Here is a 17,314-nt window from a genome sequence, read left to right on the forward strand (position 1 = left end):
CCTTGCCTATTGTTCGATCGAATGACTCAGCGGCGGCCAAGTCCGGCGCGCCAGCGCGCCGGAGGCCGTGCGGGTCAGATAGTCATCTCGTTTGATGCCGCGCCATAGCTGCGCGACATAGTCGTGTTCGCTGATCGCACCGCGACCGACGGCCACGGCCAGGGCGGCCCGGCCAGCCGATACCGAGGCCGGGGCGTGCCCCAGCAGCTCGGCCAGTTCGGCCGTCTCAGCCGCATCGACCTGCGCCCCGACCCGGTCGACCTCGGCGAGGTATTTCATTAGTCGGGCAGCACCTTTGACATAGCGCAGTGCCAGGGCGTCGGTGATACGCGCAGCAGCCCCCGACATCGATCCGGCAGCCGCTTCATACACCCCCGTGAACTCCGAGCGTCCGGCCTCGTCGGGCAGGTCGACCTGCACCTCGGGGATGCCCACCACCTTGGCCAACGCCTCCACCAGCATTCGCCGGTGCAGCATGCCATAGATCAGGCTGTTGCCGGCATCGGATGAGCCGGCCGGAGCGGAGGCCCGGATGTCCACCGTGCCCGGGCTGATCGACGTCAGCCGGGTCTCGGCGAACAGCCGGTAGTACCAGACCCGGTTCTCGTCGATGCGGTGGCCGGACAGCATTTCGTACTCGGCCAACCGGTCCGGAAAGACCGTGAAGGTGTCCTGCACCGTACGCAGTGACAGCCAGGCGATGTCATCCATCGGGTCACCGAAATGTGCCAGCTCCCAGTCGACCACGGCGGTGACGGCGCCGTCGGCATACATGAAGTTTCCCGGCCCGGTGTCCCCTTGCACCAGCACGGTCGGCCCGTCGTAGTCGGGCACATTGCGGTCCAGCCAGTCGATGCAGAATCCCAGCAGCGGTGCCGGTTTGCCGTGGCGTGCCACCCTCGCGCGCATCGCCGCGATCTCGGCACGGACGTGTTCGGCGACCGGACCGGCTGGCCCTAGGGCTTCGATCTTCATATCGCGCCCGTCGATACGGTGCAGCGCAGCCAGTTTGGCGATGAAATCCTGGGCGGTGCGCACCTGCTCGTCGGGATCCTTGATCAACCGGAACCAGGTTTCGCCGCGCACCCGCTCCAGCAGCACGGCCTGCTGCACCGGATGTGCGGCGATCACCCTGGGCACCGTCACACCGTGGCGATACAGCTCGGCCATGATCTCGGCCTCCACCTGCAGCGGATGGAAGGCCCCGCCGGGTTCATGGGTCTTCGGGTCATACCGCAGGAACAGCTCTTGAGTTACCTCCCCGGACACCGCGTCGACGAACCAGGCCTGCCGGCTCGCGCCGCCGGAGACCTGCTTGAGCTCGACACGATCGGCACCGGTGGCCTCGGCGATCCACTGCCGAAGTTCATCGCTGACCTGTGGTTCGCTCATGCTTTCGCACCTGACTTCTGCGCCGCCGTGGCCATCCACGCCCGCACCGCCGCCCGGTGTTCAGCGGTCAGAGAACTGCGAACCATCCGTTCGCTTTCGGCCAGTACCGCCTCGGTGAGCGGCAGGCGTTGTGCGTCAAGCACATTGGCCTTGGTGCCGGCAAATGCCGCGGTCGGGCCGGAGGCGATCTCGGCGGCCCAGGCCAAGGCCGCGGCGGGCAGCTCCTCGTCATCAACCACACGATTGAAAAGGCCTAGCGTCGAAGCGGTTTCGCTGTCGATCGGCCGATCGGTGATCAGCAACTCCAGCGCAATGGACGGTCCGAGCAGGTGCGTGAGGAACCAGGCGCCGCCGAAGTCCCCGGAGAACGCCAGCTTCGACCACCCCGGCACCAACGTGGCCGAGCGCGCCGCGATCCGCAGATCGGTGGACAGCGCAATGCTCATGCCGGCCCCGACCGCAGCGCCGGGCAATGCGGCGATGGTGATCTTCGGCATCTCGTGCAGCAGTGTCACCATCCGGGCGTTGTCGGCCAACATCGCGCCACGCTCCTTGACCTGCGCCTCCTGACCAGACTCGGGATCCATGCCTCGAGCCTCGCGGGCCGACCCACCGTCGCGGACATCGCCGCCGGCGCAAAAGGCGGTGCCGCTGCCGGTGATCAGCACCGCGCCGACGGCGTCATCAGCGGCGAAGCGGTCCAGCAGGGCCGGTACCGCCACATACATCTCGTGGTGCAGGGCATTACGCCGATGCGGCCGGTTGAAGGTGATGAGCCCGACCCCGTCGACGACCTGTGCCAGCACCATTTCGGTGCCGGTCTCGATCACCGTGTGGTTCCCCGTGCCAGTTCGTTGTGCCGCTGCATCATCGCCGCGCCCTTGCGGCGCAGGTCCTCGCTGGGCTGCGGCAGGAGCACCGGGCCGAGTTCGCGGCTCGGGAGCGCCACGGTGGCCTTCGCCGGAGCGGTCACCTCGCCACGCTGGCTGGTGGCCCGGAACTCCAGATCCACCAGCGCATTACCGCTCTCGACACGCTTGCCGACGACCTCGCCGGTGATCACCTGCGTGTCGCCGATGAAGTTGAACTTGCGCATCTCGTCGTACTGGCGCACCAGCCAGCCGTCGTCGCCCATCCAATCGGTGAGGAAGTGGGTCAGCCAGCATTCCCGCATCACGCCGTAGTCGTAGGCCATCGGGTTGCCGATGGACTGTGACCACTCGTTCTCCCAATGCAGGCGCTGGGCGACGTCGGGAATGCCCGCTGCGTTCTTGATGTAGAACTTGGGCGCGCGCTGCCGGTTCCTGTAACCGACCCGGCCGGGCCCGATGCCGTACGGGGCCAGGCCGTATCCACCGGTGTGGAAGCAGATCATGTCGGTCAGCGTGAACGGGCCCTTGACCATCTTCGGCAGCACTTCGCCGACGTTGACGTCCTCGTAGTAGCGCGGTTCGGCCCCCCGGGGACCCTCGGCGGCGTAGATCTCGTCGATCTCGGCAATCTCGGCGTCGGTATAGGTCGCCGGCTTGAGATCCATGTATTTGCCGCGCTCCCGCGACTTCTTGCGCTCGGTCGCGATCAAAATCATCCGGGTCACCGCTACCACCTCGGCCCGCTGGTTCACCCGCACCGAGCGGATGATCCGGATGACCGAACGGCCGGCGTACTCGCTGACCTTCTCCTCGATGGACTCCAGGCCGCCGAAGCCATAGAGCGTGTCACCCGGATGGACCGGCGCGAACCACTCGGTGTCCTGACCCGAGACAAACATGTGCACACCGGAGAACAACCCCTTGGTGGCCTTGCGGATGTCATCGGGGATCGGGTCACCGAGCATCTTGCGCGACATCGCGATATGAATCATCGGCGGTGCGATCGGGCCACCCCAGCGGGTGCTCGCCGCGTACTCCGGGTCGGCGAACAGCGGGTTGTCATCTCCGTAGGCGCGGGCGAAGTTGCGGATCCCATCGGCGCTCAGTTGATGGTAGTACTCGTCGATGCTGGTCGGGGCGTCCACGCCCAACAGCAATTTGGCGCGCTCGATGTCCTCGTCTTTGATGGCGTAATCGAATTCGTTGGCCTGCTCTGTCTGAGTCATGTCAGTACATCCGTATCGGTAGTGTGGTCAGTCCTCGAAGCGAAACCGTCGGCTTGTAGCGCAAGTGATCCCGAGGTGTCGCCAACTCCCAATTGGGAAAGCGTTCCAACAGCGTCGCCAGCGCGGTGCGGCCCTCCAGTCGCGCCAATTGGTGACCCAGGCAGTAGTGGATCCCGAAGGCGAACGCCAAGTGTTTGTTGGGTTTGCGGGTCAGGTCCAGCGCCTGGGCGTTGTCGAACACCGCTTCGTCGCGGTTGGCCGAAGTGATCGAACCCAGCAATTGAGACCCTCGAGGGATCGGGATACCGCGAATCTCCATGTCTTGCAATGCCAACCGAGGGGCACCATCGGCGACCGGCGAGGTGAACCGCAGCAGTTCTTCGATCCCGGTGGTCTCGAGCAGTTCCGGCTGTTCACGCAGCAGCGACTGTTGGCCTGGATGCTCGATCAAGGCGAGCACGCTGCTGCCGATCAGGTTGGCCGTGGTGTCATGCCCGGCCAACAGCAACAAGAAGACCATGGCGACGGTTTCCTTGTGGCTGAGCCGGTCACCGTCCTCGTTGGCGCGGACCAGCTCGGAGATCAGGCCCTCGTCGGGCCGCAGCCTGCGATCCTCGATCAAGGCCTCGAACAGCTTGACCAGCCTGCGGGCACTAGGCAGTTCACGCAGCATGCCACCGCGCTTGCCCGAATCAGAGCCGATCTTCTCGACCAGCAAATGAAACTTGTCCCGGTCCTCGTCGGCAACCCCCAGCATGGTGGCGATGACCGCAAGCGGGAGACGTACCGCGAACTGGTGGACCAGGTCCACGTCCCGTTTGGCCTCCACCTCGTCGGCAAGCCGTTCCGCGATCTTGGCGATGTCAGGCGCCATGGTCGCCACCAGCTTCGGGGTGAATGCCTTGTGCACCAAGGTGCGCAGCCGCTTGTGGTCGGGGTCGTCCTTGAACACCATCGTCTGCGTCAGCATCCGAATGGTCGGCGGCAACAGCCACGCGAACTTCCCCACCGACGTGTTCCGGATGACGTCGGTGGAGAACCGTTCGTCGCTGTGCACCTCAACAACGTCTTCATAGCGGGTCAGCAAAAACCCGCCGTGACCGTACAACAGCCCCGGTGCTGTCGCCCAAGAGACTGGTGCGTTCTCACGCAAGTGCGCGAACCGGGTATGAGGGCGGTCTAGCATCTCGCGACTTCCCAGCTCTGTCTTCTCCAATGCGCCACTGGCTTTGGACATCGCTACTCCCATCCGTGCCTACTCCTGCGAATCCGGTCGCACCTTGGCAGTGCCCGCGAGCACGATCGCTCCGTGTTGGTTGTGGGTCGTCAGGGTGATGTCCATTTCTTGCTGTCCGGCGGCGCCTTCCGGTCGCACCGCGTCGATCCGCGCGGTCGCAGTCAGGGTGTCACCCGGCCACACCTGCGCGGCGAACCTCGCGCCGTACTCGACAATGGACTCGGCCCCGAACCAGTCGGTCAGCACTCGCCCGGTCATCCCCATAGTCAGCATGCCATGCGCGAAAACACCTGGCATACCTAACTTTTCCCGCGTAAATGGTTCGTCGTGGTGCAGCGGGTTGAAATCCCCGGATGCGCCGGCATACTGAACGATCTGCGTCCGGCTCAGCCCCTCGACGAGCCGGGTCTCGCGGGCATCGCCCGCCTGCACTGCAGTCACTGCTCGCCCCCCGCACTAGCTGGCGGCACTCGGACCGCCACCGCCGTGGCGACCACCACCAGCTCCGCATCGCCGTCGCGGTACTCGGTGATCGTCTCGGTGAAGCTCAGTCGGCCCCCGCTGCGGCGCTGCTTTTCCCAGCTGCGACCGATCCGCTGGGTGGCACTCAAGATGTCGCCGACCCGCACCGGACGACGAAATTCAAAGCGCTGCTCGGCATGCAGGACGGTGCCCTGCGGTTTGTCGCTTCCGATACCGGGCTCGGACTCCGATTTGTCTGTCACCCAAGGCTTTCCCGGCTGCGGACGCAACACATAGTCCGGGTCGAACTGCGCGGAGGCCTGAATGAATGTCGGCGGCACTGCCACACCGGCCAGCCCGCTCCGGCTGAACGCCTCATCAGAATAGGACGCGCTGGTGTCTCCGATCGCACGCGCGAACGTCAGCACGTGTCCGGCCTCGACAGGGAATCGATTGATGCCCATCTCAACCCCGCATCGGATGGTTGAGCTCAAACGGAACCTCGGCGAAATGGGCCGCTTTAGTCTGCAGGTCCGCGACGGTCCAACGACGCCCGTCAGCTGTGTCGATCCGGTCGATGATCGACCACGGCTGGAACAGCTGCACCGATCCCCCCATCACGAAGAAGACCCGTCCTGTGATCGGGCAATCGGCGGTACCCAGGTAGGCCACAAACGGTGAGACATTGGCTGGATCCATGGCGCCCACGGCATCTCCGCGCCCCGGGTCGGGCACGCCAGGCAGTCCGGCCGTGAGGCGAGTCAGGGCGGCCGGAGCAATGGCATTGACCCGCACGCCGTACCGAGCCAACTCGCCGGCAGTGATCATGGTCATCATCGCGATACCGGATTTAGCCGCGCCATAGTTGGTCTGCCCCGGCTGACCGAACAACCCAGAGGTCGAGGAGGTGTTGATCACCGACCGGTCGGCGGTAGCACCGCTCTTGGCCTGTTCGCGCCAGTACTCCGCAGCGTGACGCAGCGGTCCGAAGTGGCCTTTGAGGTGGACCCGGATCACGTCGTCGAACTCCGCCTCGGACATGTTGACCAAGGTTCGGTCACGCAGGATGCCGGCATTGTTGACAAGGACGTGCAAGTCGCTGAAGTGGTCGACGGCGGTGCGGATGAGGGCCTCGGCACCCGCCCAGGTCGCGACGTCATCATGGTTGGCCACCGCATCACCGCCGCGGTCGCGGATCTCGACCACGACTTCTTCGGCCGGCGTACGGTCGCCACCGCTGCCATCGATAGCGCCCCCGAGGTCGTTCACCACGACCTTGGCGCCTTCAGCGGCAAACAACAAAGCGTGCTCGCGCCCGATGCCGCGCCCGGCGCCCGTCACCACGACGACACGCCCCTCCAGACTGCCCATATCGACTTCCCCATATCTCGTATTCAGCGCTCCGGTTTATTAGTACACTGATTTCTATGATTTCCGCTACCCCTCAGCCTGACACCAACGACAGACCCCACGAAGCAATCGCGCTCGCGCACATCGAGTTCGACGTCAACGAGCACGTCGCCACGATCACCCTGAACCGTCCCGACGCGATGAACGCAATTTCGGCCCAGATGGCTGGCGAGTTGGCGTGGGCATGGCAGACGGTGCGCGATAACGACGACATTCACGCCGTCGTGCTACGGGCGGCAGGCGACCGAGCATTCTGCACCGGGGTCGATGTCAAAGGCGATTCCAACTGGTTCTTCCGAAGCAATGTCTGGAACACCTTTGACCCGGGCACCGTGGTCTCGCCGAAGATCACCCATCGCTGCTGGAAGCCGGTGATCACCGCCGTTCATGGACTGGCAGCTGGCGGCGCCCAGTATCTGCTGAACGAGTCAGACATCATCATTTGCTCGCAGGACGCCGCATTCTTCGACCCCCACGCCAACGCGTCGATCGTCTCCGCACTGGAACCGATCGGCATGCTGCACCGCGGGATTCCGCTCGGGGAGGTGCTGCGCTGGGCGCTGATGGGCACCGAGGAGCGGATCTCGGCGGATACCGCCCTGCGGATAGGGCTGGTGTCCGAGGTGGTCAACCGCGCGGACTTGTGGGACCGCGCGCACGAGATCGCCGCGTCGATCGCGGCGCGCAGCCCGCAGGCAATCCAAGGCACCATCCGCGCGATATGGGAATCTTTAGATATGACCCGGTCCACCGCACTTCAGAACGGGATGGCCTACACGCATATCGGAAACCCGCCGTTGGCCGAGCGACGGGCAGCTCCGCGGCGTAACGGACCCGCCTCATACCGGTGATGACGTGAACCCCGAAGTGATCGCGTCGCGCGTCGATTCGCGTCGCGCCAAACTCGCCGGCCGCGCGGCGGAGCAGATCGTCGCCGACGTGATCGAGTTGGGTTGGCCGGTGGGCCACGTGCTGGGCTCGGAAACCGAGCTGTTGGAACGGTACGGGGTAAGCCGCGCGGTGCTGCGAGAGGCGATCCGGCTGGTCGAACACCAACACGTGGCGCGGATGCGGCGGGGCACCGGAGGCGGCCTGGTCATCGACGAGCCGGATATCGATACCGTGATCGGCCCGGCCGTCATCTACCTCTTGCGCGTGGACGCCACGCTCGACGAGGTCTTCGACACCCGCATCCTGCTGGAGGAGCTGGCCGCCGAGATCGCCTCGCAGCGGATCAAGGAATCCGGTATCGCCGCAATCCGCCAGACGATCGAGCTGGAATCGGCCGGCAATATCTCCAACTATCGACTTCTGCACTCGCAAATAGCAGCGCTGACAGCCAATCCGGTGCTGGAACTGTTCGTCGAGACATTCAGCCGGCTGACCAATTTCTACTTCAGCGACACCGCCGCCTTGCCCGCCGATATCGATCAGGAGATCGCGCGGGCCCACGACGGCATCGCGAAAGCGGTCCTCAGTAACAACCCGGGCCTGGCCCGCGACCGGATGGGCCGGCACTTGCGGGCCGAGGCCGAATTCATCCGGGCGCAGCCCGCCACGTTGCATCGGCTCGACCCTGCGGTGAGCTTGGCCGGAACGCTCGGCGACAAGCGGGGCGAGGTGCTGGCCCGCCAATTGTTCACCGAAGCAGTCAATTCGGGCGCCGGCCCGGGCAGCTTCATCGGGTCCGAGACGTCTTTGATGGAGAAACACCGTGCCAGTCGGGCCGTGGTGCGAGAGGCGATCCGGATCCTTGAGTACCACCAGATTGCGCTCGCCCGCCGAGGGCCGGGTGGGGGGCTGTTCGTCGCGGAACCAAATATTTCGGCGCTGGCGGATACCATCACCATCTATCTGCGCCGACGCGGCGTCCGGCTGCGCGACATCATGGACCTGCGCACCGGTCTGGAATTGGCGGTGGTCGAACGCGCCGCCGCAGACCTGCATGCCCATCCCGAACATGCGGAGGCTCTCGAGCGGTCCCTGCAATGCGAATCCGAACAAGGTTTTGCACTCGCCTTCGCCCATGGCGAAGACTTTCACTCGATGCTCGGCGCACTCACTGATAACCGGGCACTGCAGTTGTTCCACCGGGTCACGATGCGGCTGGGTTGGCAGTTCTTCGCACAGTTCTCCGAGGACGATCCGCGAGTGGGGGCGATGTCCCGCCCGTCAAAGATCGAACCTGCTCACCGCAACATCGTCAACGCACTCATTGCCGGAGACACCGAGCTGGCCGTTATGCGGATGCGTGCCCACATGACCGAGACCTCATCCCCCACTCCCTGACCGGACGATCACCGCGAGCTGGCTCACAGACACTTCCCACCGCCCGCAGTTAAGGATACTGTTCTATCTAATTAGCAGTAGGGAGTATGGATGCAGCATCCGTGGGATCAACGTCTGGGTGTGTGGTGGATCGCTGAGGACCACCCCAATGCGCCGGCGATCGTCGACTCGCCCAGCGGCCGGACCCTGACCTTTGGCGAATTGGTCGCGGCCGCACACCAGGTGGCAAACGCCTTGTGCGCGCACGCACTACATGACGGAGCGGTGGTGGCCTATGCCCTACCCAACGATGTGGATGCGGTCATCTGGCAGTTGGCCACCCTCGAAATCGGGCTGCGCTATGTCGCTCTCAACACCGCACTCTCGGCCGACGAGTTCGCCTCGATTCTCGACCATTCGGGCGCCGCTGTCGTCGTCACCCACGCCGAATACCTGGACCGGTTCACCTCGGTTCCCGATGGAACGCGACTGAGGATCGTCGTCGGCGCCGAAACGCGTGCACCGGCGGGGTTTATGAAGGAGGCCGATTTTCTGCACGGGCATCCGACGAACGCCCCCACCGAACGCAAACAGGGTGATGCCATCCGGTACTCCTCGGGAACCACCGGCAAACCCAAGGGCATCATCCGCCCACTTGACGCTCGCGACCCGTCCATCGCGGCCAACGCGATGTCAATCTTCGGGCACGCCTTCGACTTCCGGCCCTTCGATGGGGCGCACCTGGTCTCCACTGGCATGCACCATGGCGGGTGCCAGAGCTTCTATCTGGGCGCCCTCAATGTCGGTCAGGCCCTTGCGATCCTGGGTCGGTTCGATGCCGAGCAGACACTCGCCGCGATCGACCGGCACGCGGTGACCACCGCCTACATGGTTCCCACCCAGTTCGTCCGCATGCTCAAGCTGCCCCAGCAGGTCCGCGACAAGTACCACCTGTCCAGCCTGCGTACCGTGGTCCATTCGGCCGCCCCCTGCCCGCTGCAAGTCAAAAAGGACATGCTGGACTGGTGGGGTCCGGTCATCTGGGAAACTTACGGCGGGACCGAGGGTGCCGCCACCATCGCCAAACCGCACCGCTGGCTGCAGAAGCCCGGAACCGTAGGTCGCCCGGTGCGTGGCATGAATGTCAAAATCCTCGATGACGAGGGAAACCCACTGCCACCCAACGCGATCGGCAACGTCTACATTGAGCGCCTGGACGGCACACGATTCGAGTACCGCAATGACGCCGAACTCACCGCGTCGGTGCACCGCGGTCCTGCCTTCACCATCGGCGACGTCGGCTACCTCGACGACGACGGATATCTGTTCATCTGTGACCGGGCCAAAGACATGATCATCAGCGGCGGGGTCAACATCTATCCGGCCGAGGTCGAAGGGGTACTCAGCACACACCCCGCGGTCGCCGACGCCGCCGTCATCGGAATCCCCGACCCGGAATGGGGCGAGCAGGTCAAGGCGGTAGTCGAGCTGGTCGACAACGCTGAACCATCGGCAGAGTTGGCCGACGAAATCATCGCCCACTGCCGTGCTCAGTTGGCCGGGTTCAAGTGCCCACGCTCGGTCGACTTCGAATCCGCCTTGCCCAGAACCGAAACCGGCAAGCTCGTCAAACGCCAGATCCGCGACGCCTACTGGGCCGAAGCCGGCCGGCAGGTCTGATCAAAATTCCCCAAGGAGCCGACAACATCATCATGACCGACTCAACCGCCCCCCCCGCTGATCCCATTCCGATCGTCGGCTATCTGAACCTGGCCGATCCCCCGCACCTGACCGCCACCGTCTGTACCGGCTGCGGTGCCTATTATTTCGATCACCGCGATGCCTGTGCATCCTGCTTCGGAAACCACTTCACCACCACACCGGTTGCATCAGTTGGTGCTTTGGAGACCTTCACGGTGGTCGAGGTGGCCGCGCCCGGAATACCGGTACCCTATGTGGCCGGCGTAGTCGACTGTGACGGAATCTCGGTGCGAAGCAACATTGTTGGCGTCGATCCCACAGTGGATTCGATCCGTCTCGGCATGCGGCTACAGCTGACCACCTTCCCGATCGGTACCGACGACGAGGGCCGGACCGCGATCGGATTCGGATTCGAGCCCGCGGGCGAAAGCGAGGCACCTCGGTGAACAGCGATATCTGGATTCTTGGTATCTCGATGACCAAGTTCGGCAAGCGGCCCGACCGTGACGCCGTCGGGCTCGGCGTCGATGCGGCCACGGCGGCCCTGACGGACGCCGGCGTCAGCGTTGCTGACATCGACGTCATCGCGGCGGGCAACCTGCTGGGCGCCCCAGGCTACGGGCAGGCGGTACAAAAACAACTGGGCCAAACCGGCATTCCGGTATTCAACGTTGCCAATGCGTGCGCGACCGGCGCGACCGCGCTGCGGACCGCAATTTTGGCCATCAAGGCCGGTGAGGCCCACCTCGGATTGGCCGTGGGCGCTGAGAAGCTCGCCGGCGCCGGGATGCTCGGCGCCTCAGGCAAGCCCCGCAGCGGACCTAAGACCTGGCAACCCAACGGTCGACTGGACGCCGTCACCGGCCTGGAGGGACGGATCGGCACCGACCTGATGCCAGGCGTGTTCGCCCAGATTGGCATGCAATACCTGCATCGCCACGCTTACGCGGGGACACCACTGGATCTGTTCGCCCGGATCAGCGAGAAAAACCATTCCCACTCGACGCTGAACCCGCTCGCCGCGCACACCAAAGCCATGTCCGCCGAGCAGATCATGGCTGATGTGATGATCGCCTATCCCAACACGCGTCCGATGTGCTCGGCCAACTGCGATGGTGCGGCCGCTGCGGTACTGGTCAGCGGCGAACGGCTGCAGTCTCTTTCGCCCGAGCAACGCCGTCGCGCGGTCAAGATCAGTGCCTCGGTACTCACCACCGACCCTTGGGAGCAGGCCTGTCAGGTACTGCCCAATGTCAACACAGTCACCCGCAACGCCGCCACCCAGGCCTACGAGCAGGCCGGCCTGGGGCCCGGTGATCTCGACCTGGTGGAGTTGCACGACTGCTTCGCCACCGCCGAGTTGGTGCACTACGACAATCTCGGCTTGTGTGAGCCGGGCGGCGCGGTCGACTTCTTCGAGAGTGGCACACCATGGCGCGACGGGAAGCTTCCGGTCAACGTCTCGGGCGGGTTGCAGTCCAAGGGACATCCGATCGCGGCCACCGGCATCGCCAACGTCTGGGAGGTGTGCCAGCATCTGCGCGGTGAAGCTGGTCAGCGCCAAATCGACGGCGCCCGTGTCGGTTTAGCGCACGTCATCGGGCTGGGCTCTACTTGCGGTATCCATATCCTGGAGAAGTCCGCATGACCACCAGTACAGCCCCCGCTGCGCTGAGCGAACAGATCGGGCACACTCTGGTGATCACCCTGAACCGACCCGAAGCCCGTAACGCGGTCAATGCCTCGGTGAGCGTCGCGGTGGGCGAAGCCATGGCCGCCGCCCAGGACAACCCCGAGGTACGGGTGGTGATCCTGACCGGCGCCGGAGACAAATCGTTCTGTGCCGGAGCAGATCTCAAGGCGATCTCGCGGGGCGAAAGCCTCTATCACCCCGCCCACCCGGAGTGGGGTTTCGCCGGATATGCCCGCCACTTCATCGACAAGCCGACGATCGCAGCGGTCAACGGCACCGCACTGGGTGGCGGCACCGAGCTGGTGCTCGCCAGTGACCTCGCGGTGTCCGACCAGAACGCGACATTCGGCCTGCCCGAGGTCAAGCGCGGGCTGATGGCCGCGGCCGGCGGCGTCTTCCGCATCGTCGATCAACTGCCCCGTAAGCGAGCCATGGCCCTACTGTTCACCGGCGAGGCGATCTCGGCGGCCGAAGCAGCCGAATTCGGACTGCTCAATACCGTGGTTCCTGACGGCACCGCGCTAGACGCTGCACTACGGTTGGCCGAACGGATCGCGGTGAACGCGCCACTGTCGGTCCAGGCAAGCAAACGCGTTGCCTCGGGCTTCGACAGCGGCACCATCCTGGCCGAAGAACCCAAATGGGAAAGGACAGCTCGCGAGTACGCAGCGCTCAAACAGACCGCCGACGCAAAGGAAGGAACCCAGGCCTTCGCCGAGAAGCGCCGACCTCTCTGGGCCGCAAGATGATTTGTTACCAGATCCCATCAGTGTCACAACGTCGGTTGGGCAGGATATCCGTGCCCAGTGCGTTCGCAAGTTCGTCGTAAAGGGTTCGCAACGCGCTGGGATCGATCGGGTGCTGTGTCAGCTGCATGCCGGCCAGTATCGCGATGGCGACCGTGGCGAAGGCATCCGCCTTCTCCTTCGACACGCTGTGGCGCCGAAGGGATTCCGCAAGACCCTGATGCCGCAACTGATCGACCCTTTGTTGAGCAGCAGCCACACAGGAGTTGATCGTCCCCCATGCGCGCAGAGCAGCCTCAGCGGTGTGGGGCAAGCCTATTGCGAAATCAACTTGATTCCGGATCTGGGACCTGAGGTCACCTGACAGTGATCTTGATATCAGGTCACGACTGTAGCGTTCCTCCCAATACGCCATGAGCTTCTCGATGAAATCATCAAAGCTCTCGAAGTGATGGTAAAACGAGCCACGGGTTACACCCATCCTGGCGCAGAGCCCGACCGCGGTCAGATCGAGAAACCCTGACTCTTGCAGAACAGCGATCGCCTCGACGAAGTAGTCCGTCGCCGAGTGCCTCCCGTTCGGTGAACCCGTCACGATTCGAGCCGCTTTCGTCTTTCACAGTTTTTCGAAGGCTCAAGGTCTGCCTGTCAGGCATCAACCCTTCTCGCAGGGCGGGTTACCACCGAGTCCGCACATGTTGTTCCGGAGGTAGCTCGGCACTGTCGGTTGTGTGGTGTCCGCGTGCTGGTTGATGGCGGCGAAGCCGAGGTTGAATACGATCATCGCCACGTTGAAGACTGCCCCCAGCGCAAGGGCACGGACGAAGGTACGCCCCCTGCTGATCTTGAGTCGATCAAGACCACGGTCGGTGAACATGTGGCCGCGCCCGTCACGGAAGCAATAGATCATGGCGCTCAAACCGACCATTCCACAGCCCCAGAAAACTCCCTCATAGAGCGGGAATTGATAGTTCGTGCCCGGCCACAACGAGATGCTTTTGCCGACCCATAGGTAGCGATCCACACCCTGAAGGAGGGTGATCAACTCACCGATGACGTCCTGGGCGAACATCACAATCATGAGGAAGGCGATCAGTCCGGCGCGATTGATCCTCGGCCGATGGCGCCGTACCCATTTCAGATACGCATCGACCCCCAACATGTTGAGCGGCACGAAGAACAGGTAGATGCCGATCCACCAAAAGATCGGCTGCGGGTTCACGCCACCGTTGTCGATCCATCCCGGAATGAACTCTCCCCAACTGCCGAAGTTGAGAAAGTGGGAGTTGTAAGAAAAGACCGGGCGAATAGCGTTGACTAGCGGGTCCTGCCAGGCGGTCAGCATCCATGCCATCGCGACGATCGACACTGGCGGCAGCTCGCCCTCCCGCAGTCGCTTGCGCACGATCCAGGCGACGAACACCACACTCCCACCGATGCTGAGCACGTCCCAAAAACGAATCCACAGCATGTTGGTGCCATCGTCCGAACCCGGCATCACTCGCTGGAACTTGTCAGAGCTAACCCACCGTCCAAAAAGGTAGAGCTCGAACACCAGAAAGACCGCACCCAGCCTGGCGAGCCATACCACGCGCGGTGAATCGGTGCCGATCGGTTGGGCGAAATTATGACCCCCCTCGTCTTCTACCAAGATCTCCGGGGAATTCTTCGTCGTCATCACACAGCCATTCCCTTCTGGCGCAACGGCTCTGTCTTGTGAACAGAGGCGCAGACCATACACACCTGTATGCCTCGCTAAAGTATACTGAATACACTGTTTGGTATAAAGAGTCAATCGCAGTAGGGCCAGCCGTTGTTGGCGTGGCAGCTCCCATCACGCCGAAATCACATGGCAGAGTTGGCTATTCGATTGAGACTGAGAGCGAAGTCTGAATAGCTCAGACTCTTATCGCGATCTCTAGGCCGATTAGATCGCGCGCGCTTACCAACCGGAGCGAGGGAAACGAGCCGAGCGTGGCGTTCACACCCCCGAACGGCGGGCTGCCCATACGCCAACCGCATTCGAAGCGATGAGCGAATCGCCCGGTGTCCTCAGCGGGGCGCCATCCTTAAGGCCCCGTCCAGGCGGATCGTCTCACCGTTGACGAACGGGTTCTCAATCAAGCTGACCGCCAAGTGCGCGTAGTCGCCGGCATCACCCAAACGTTTCGGATGAGGGATCGCCTCGGCCAGGCCCTGACGTATGTCGTCACGCAGCCGGGCCAGCATCGCGGTATCGAACGTTCCGGGCGCGATGGTGTTCACGCGAATCTGGTACGAGGCAAGGTCTCTCGCCGCAACCAAAGTGATACCATGCACCCCGGCCTTGGATGCGGTGTAAGAAGTCTGGCCGATCTGACCATCGAAGGCGGCGACCGACGCCGTCATCACGATTGCCCCGCGGTCGCCGTCGAGGAGCTCGTTGTCGGCCATCCTTGCGGCCGACAACGTCAGAACGTTGTAGGTGCCGAAGAGGTTGACCCGCACCACTTCGGCGAAGCTGTCGACGTCGGCGGGGCGGCGTTGTTTGTCCAGAATCCGCAGCCGGTCCCCACCGCGTCCAGCGCAATGCACCACGGCGCGCAGCGGTCCGCGCGATGCCGCGGCATCCAACGCGGCCTTCACGGCCTCGCCGTCGGTCACATCGGCAGGCATGAAGGTGGCCAATTCGCCGAGTTCCTCGGCCACCCGCGCGCCGTCGGAGGTGGGCAGGTCGACGAGCACCACTGAGGCGCCCTCCTTGACCAGCCGGATGGCGGTGGCCCGGCCAAGGCCTGAGGAGGCCCCGGTGACCAGGGTCGATATTCCGTTGATACGCATTAATTTTCCCTTCTTCTTGCGGCCTGGCCGCTACCGCAGCCCCATGGATTTCGCAATGATGGACTTCATGACCTCGCTGGTGCCGCCATAGATGCGGGATACCCGGGCGTCGGCGTAGAGCCGGGCGATGGGCAGTTCGGTGATGTAGCCGTAACCGCCAAAAAGTTGCAGGCAGCGGTCGACCACCCGGCCTTGCATCTCGGTGACGAACAATTTGACCCGGGCGGCGTCGGGTGAGCTCAGCTGCCCGTCGACAAGGTCGAGCACGGCCCGGTCGATCATCGTCTGCGCCGCTTCGACTTCCGCACTCATTGCGGCCAGTTCGAACTTGGTGTTTTGGAAGTGTCCGACCGTAGTGCCGAACACCTCGCGGCTGTTGACATAGTCGACGGTGAGATCTACCGTCGCGCGGGCCTGGGCCATCGCCCCGACGGCGATCGCCAGCCGCTCCTGGGCGAGATTGTGTCCGAGATACGAGAAGGCGGCGTCCTCCTCACCAAGCAGGTTGGCCACCGGGACCCGGACGTCACTGAAGGACAATTCGACGGTGTCCTGAACGTGCAGGCCGAGTTTCGGCAGCCGGCGGCCCTTCTCAAAGCCTGGGGCGCCCGCCTCGACCACCACCAGGCTCAACCCGGACCGGCGGTTGGACTCGTCGGCTCCGGTGCGCACCAGGACGATCACCAGATCGGCTAATCCCCCACCAGTGATGAAAGTCTTCGCACCGTTGATCACATAGCTGTCGCCGTCACGCACCGCTCGGGTGCGCACCCCGGCCAGATCCGAACCGGTGCCCGGTTCGGTCATCGCGATCGCCGTCAACAGTTCTCCGGAAACCAGGCCTGGGAACCAGCGGTTTCGCTGTTCGGTGTTGCAGTACTTCAGGAAATAGGGTGCGATAACGTCGGTTTGGGTGCGCAACGTGCCGAGCGTCACCAAGGCGCGGGCAGCTTCCTCCTGCACCACCATGTTGTAGCGGTAGTCGGGGAGCCCGGCGCCGCCGTAAGCCGCGTCGAAGGGCATGCCCTGCACACCAATGGCAGCGATGTCGGTGAAGAACCTGCGCGGCACGGTGTGTTTGTCGACCCAGCTGGAGTAGTCAGGAACTACTCTGCGAGCTAGGAATTCCCGCACGTTGGACCGAAACTCGTCGTGCTCGGCTTGAAACAGGGTTCGACGCATCTGGGTCAGCCGATCAGCTCGAGAATGGTGGCGTTGGCGGTGCCGCCGCCTTCGCACATGGTCTGCAGCCCATATTGCAGGTCGCGCTCACGCATGTGGTGCAACATTCGGGTCATCAAGATCGCGCCTGAGGCACCCAATGGGTGGCCCACTGCGATGGCCCCGCCCAGCGGATTGACCCGGGCCGGGTCCGCGCCCAGTTGGGCGGTCCAAGCCAGTGGCACCGAGGCGAACGCCTCGTTGACCTCGAAGGTGCCGATGTCAGACATCGACAATCCAGCTCGTGCAAGGGCTTTGGCGGTCGC

The 17,314-nt window shown here is 63.8% G+C and carries 17 protein-coding genes and 1 pseudogene; 6 read left to right on the plus strand and 12 right to left on the minus strand.

Features of this window, described 5'->3' with window-relative positions:
• Positions 1 to 6: 6 nt before the first annotated feature.
• The 7 genes from A5688_RS17250 to A5688_RS17280 form a co-directional block, all read right to left on the minus strand.
• On the minus strand, positions 7 to 1,392 hold the full coding sequence (locus tag A5688_RS17250) for a phosphotransferase family protein (protein ID WP_067911881.1): 1,386 nt from the start codon (positions 1,390 to 1,392) through the stop codon (positions 7 to 9).
• The gene (locus A5688_RS17255; protein ID WP_242660313.1) at positions 1,389 to 2,222 is read right to left on the minus strand and encodes an enoyl-CoA hydratase/isomerase family protein; all 834 of its coding nucleotides are present in this window, start codon (positions 2,220 to 2,222) and stop codon (positions 1,389 to 1,391) included. Before A5688_RS17255 ends, A5688_RS17250 begins: the two co-directional genes overlap by 4 nt.
• Positions 2,219 to 3,490: an FAS1-like dehydratase domain-containing protein gene (locus A5688_RS17260; protein WP_067911884.1), complete on the minus strand. Its 1,272-nt coding sequence runs from the start codon at positions 3,488 to 3,490 to the stop codon at positions 2,219 to 2,221. The genes A5688_RS17255 and A5688_RS17260 overlap by 4 nt, the downstream gene beginning before the upstream one ends.
• Position 3,491: 1 nt before the next feature.
• The gene (locus tag A5688_RS17265; protein WP_242663215.1) at positions 3,492 to 4,577 is read right to left on the minus strand and encodes a cytochrome P450 family protein; all 1,086 of its coding nucleotides are present in this window, start codon (positions 4,575 to 4,577) and stop codon (positions 3,492 to 3,494) included.
• 168 nt (positions 4,578 to 4,745) lie between these two features.
• Complete coding sequence (locus A5688_RS17270) at positions 4,746 to 5,168, minus strand: MaoC/PaaZ C-terminal domain-containing protein (RefSeq protein ID WP_082955124.1); 423 nt, start codon at positions 5,166 to 5,168, stop codon at positions 4,746 to 4,748.
• Complete coding sequence (locus tag A5688_RS17275) at positions 5,165 to 5,653, minus strand: FAS1-like dehydratase domain-containing protein (RefSeq protein ID WP_067911893.1); 489 nt, start codon at positions 5,651 to 5,653, stop codon at positions 5,165 to 5,167. The genes A5688_RS17270 and A5688_RS17275 overlap by 4 nt, the downstream gene beginning before the upstream one ends.
• A 1-nt stretch (position 5,654) precedes the next feature.
• On the minus strand, positions 5,655 to 6,560 hold the full coding sequence (locus tag A5688_RS17280; RefSeq protein WP_067911896.1) for an SDR family oxidoreductase: 906 nt from the start codon (positions 6,558 to 6,560) through the stop codon (positions 5,655 to 5,657).
• 56 nt (positions 6,561 to 6,616) lie between these two features.
• On the opposite strand from A5688_RS17280, the gene A5688_RS17285 reads away from it, so the two are divergent.
• The 6 genes from A5688_RS17285 to A5688_RS17310 all read left to right on the plus strand — a co-directional run bounded on the left by A5688_RS17285 (position 6,617) and on the right by A5688_RS17310 (position 13,010).
• Positions 6,617 to 7,450, plus strand: coding sequence for an enoyl-CoA hydratase/isomerase family protein (locus A5688_RS17285; RefSeq protein WP_082955125.1), 834 nt, complete (start codon positions 6,617 to 6,619; stop codon positions 7,448 to 7,450).
• A gap of 4 nt (positions 7,451 to 7,454) precedes the next feature.
• Positions 7,455 to 8,888 (plus strand): FadR/GntR family transcriptional regulator, encoded by a 1,434-nt coding sequence (locus A5688_RS17290; RefSeq protein ID WP_067911899.1) that lies wholly within the window; start codon positions 7,455 to 7,457, stop codon positions 8,886 to 8,888.
• A 90-nt stretch (positions 8,889 to 8,978) separates the two neighbouring features.
• The gene (locus tag A5688_RS17295) at positions 8,979 to 10,547 is read left to right on the plus strand and encodes an AMP-binding protein (protein WP_067911902.1); all 1,569 of its coding nucleotides are present in this window, start codon (positions 8,979 to 8,981) and stop codon (positions 10,545 to 10,547) included.
• Positions 10,548 to 10,579: 32 nt separating this feature from the next.
• Positions 10,580 to 11,014 carry a Zn-ribbon domain-containing OB-fold protein gene (locus A5688_RS17300; RefSeq protein ID WP_067911905.1) on the plus strand — a complete coding sequence of 145 codons (435 nt, stop codon included), beginning with the start codon at positions 10,580 to 10,582 and terminating at the stop codon, positions 11,012 to 11,014.
• A complete protein-coding gene (locus A5688_RS17305) occupies positions 11,011 to 12,216 on the plus strand; it encodes a thiolase family protein (RefSeq protein WP_120312555.1) in 1,206 nt (401 codons plus the stop codon). Before A5688_RS17300 ends, A5688_RS17305 begins: the two co-directional genes overlap by 4 nt.
• Positions 12,213 to 13,010: an enoyl-CoA hydratase-related protein gene (locus A5688_RS17310; RefSeq protein ID WP_067911908.1), complete on the plus strand. Its 798-nt coding sequence runs from the start codon at positions 12,213 to 12,215 to the stop codon at positions 13,008 to 13,010. The genes A5688_RS17305 and A5688_RS17310 overlap by 4 nt, the downstream gene beginning before the upstream one ends.
• A 4-nt stretch (positions 13,011 to 13,014) precedes the next feature.
• Here the strand turns inward: A5688_RS17310 and A5688_RS17315 are convergent, their stop codons facing one another.
• From A5688_RS17315 to A5688_RS17335, 5 genes and pseudogenes are all read right to left on the minus strand, one after another.
• The gene (locus A5688_RS17315) at positions 13,015 to 13,602 is read right to left on the minus strand and encodes a TetR/AcrR family transcriptional regulator (protein ID WP_067911911.1); all 588 of its coding nucleotides are present in this window, start codon (positions 13,600 to 13,602) and stop codon (positions 13,015 to 13,017) included.
• Between the two features lie 60 nt (positions 13,603 to 13,662).
• Positions 13,663 to 14,685, minus strand: coding sequence for a spirocyclase AveC family protein (locus A5688_RS17320; RefSeq protein ID WP_082955126.1), 1,023 nt, complete (start codon positions 14,683 to 14,685; stop codon positions 13,663 to 13,665).
• A 374-nt stretch (positions 14,686 to 15,059) separates the two neighbouring features.
• Positions 15,060 to 15,827: an SDR family NAD(P)-dependent oxidoreductase gene (locus A5688_RS17325; RefSeq protein ID WP_067911914.1), complete on the minus strand. Its 768-nt coding sequence runs from the start codon at positions 15,825 to 15,827 to the stop codon at positions 15,060 to 15,062.
• A 30-nt stretch (positions 15,828 to 15,857) separates the two neighbouring features.
• Positions 15,858 to 17,009 (minus strand): acyl-CoA dehydrogenase family protein, encoded by a 1,152-nt coding sequence (locus A5688_RS17330; RefSeq protein ID WP_067911918.1) that lies wholly within the window; start codon positions 17,007 to 17,009, stop codon positions 15,858 to 15,860.
• Positions 17,010 to 17,014: 5 nt separating this feature from the next.
• Positions 17,015 to 17,314: pseudogene (locus A5688_RS17335) on the minus strand (acetyl-CoA C-acetyltransferase); the annotation flags it as partial.

It is taken from the genome of Mycobacterium mantenii, from assembly GCF_001667865.1.
GTDB lineage: Bacteria > Actinomycetota > Actinomycetes > Mycobacteriales > Mycobacteriaceae > Mycobacterium > Mycobacterium mantenii_A.

What these genes read in the sequence shown, in the direction of transcription:
- A5688_RS17260 (WP_067911884.1), bottom strand. Translation starts at nt 3,490, where the DNA reads ATGACTCAGACAGAGCAGGCCAACGAATTCGATTACGCCATCAAAGAC.
- A5688_RS17325 (WP_067911914.1), bottom strand. Translation starts at nt 15,827, where the DNA reads ATGCGTATCAACGGAATATCGACCCTGGTCACCGGGGCCTCCTCAGGC.
- A5688_RS17295 (WP_067911902.1), top strand. Translation starts at nt 8,979, where the DNA reads ATGCAGCATCCGTGGGATCAACGTCTGGGTGTGTGGTGGATCGCTGAG.
- A5688_RS17250 (WP_067911881.1), bottom strand. Translation starts at nt 1,392, where the DNA reads ATGAGCGAACCACAGGTCAGCGATGAACTTCGGCAGTGGATCGCCGAG.
- A5688_RS17300 (WP_067911905.1), top strand. Translation starts at nt 10,580, where the DNA reads ATGACCGACTCAACCGCCCCCCCCGCTGATCCCATTCCGATCGTCGGC.
- A5688_RS17320 (WP_082955126.1), bottom strand. Translation starts at nt 14,685, where the DNA reads ATGACGACGAAGAATTCCCCGGAGATCTTGGTAGAAGACGAGGGGGGT.
- A5688_RS17330 (WP_067911918.1), bottom strand. Translation starts at nt 17,009, where the DNA reads ATGCGTCGAACCCTGTTTCAAGCCGAGCACGACGAGTTTCGGTCCAAC.
- A5688_RS17310 (WP_067911908.1), top strand. Translation starts at nt 12,213, where the DNA reads ATGACCACCAGTACAGCCCCCGCTGCGCTGAGCGAACAGATCGGGCAC.
- A5688_RS17285 (WP_082955125.1), top strand. Translation starts at nt 6,617, where the DNA reads ATGATTTCCGCTACCCCTCAGCCTGACACCAACGACAGACCCCACGAA.
- A5688_RS17280 (WP_067911896.1), bottom strand. Translation starts at nt 6,560, where the DNA reads ATGGGCAGTCTGGAGGGGCGTGTCGTCGTGGTGACGGGCGCCGGGCGC.
- A5688_RS17275 (WP_067911893.1), bottom strand. Translation starts at nt 5,653, where the DNA reads ATGGGCATCAATCGATTCCCTGTCGAGGCCGGACACGTGCTGACGTTC.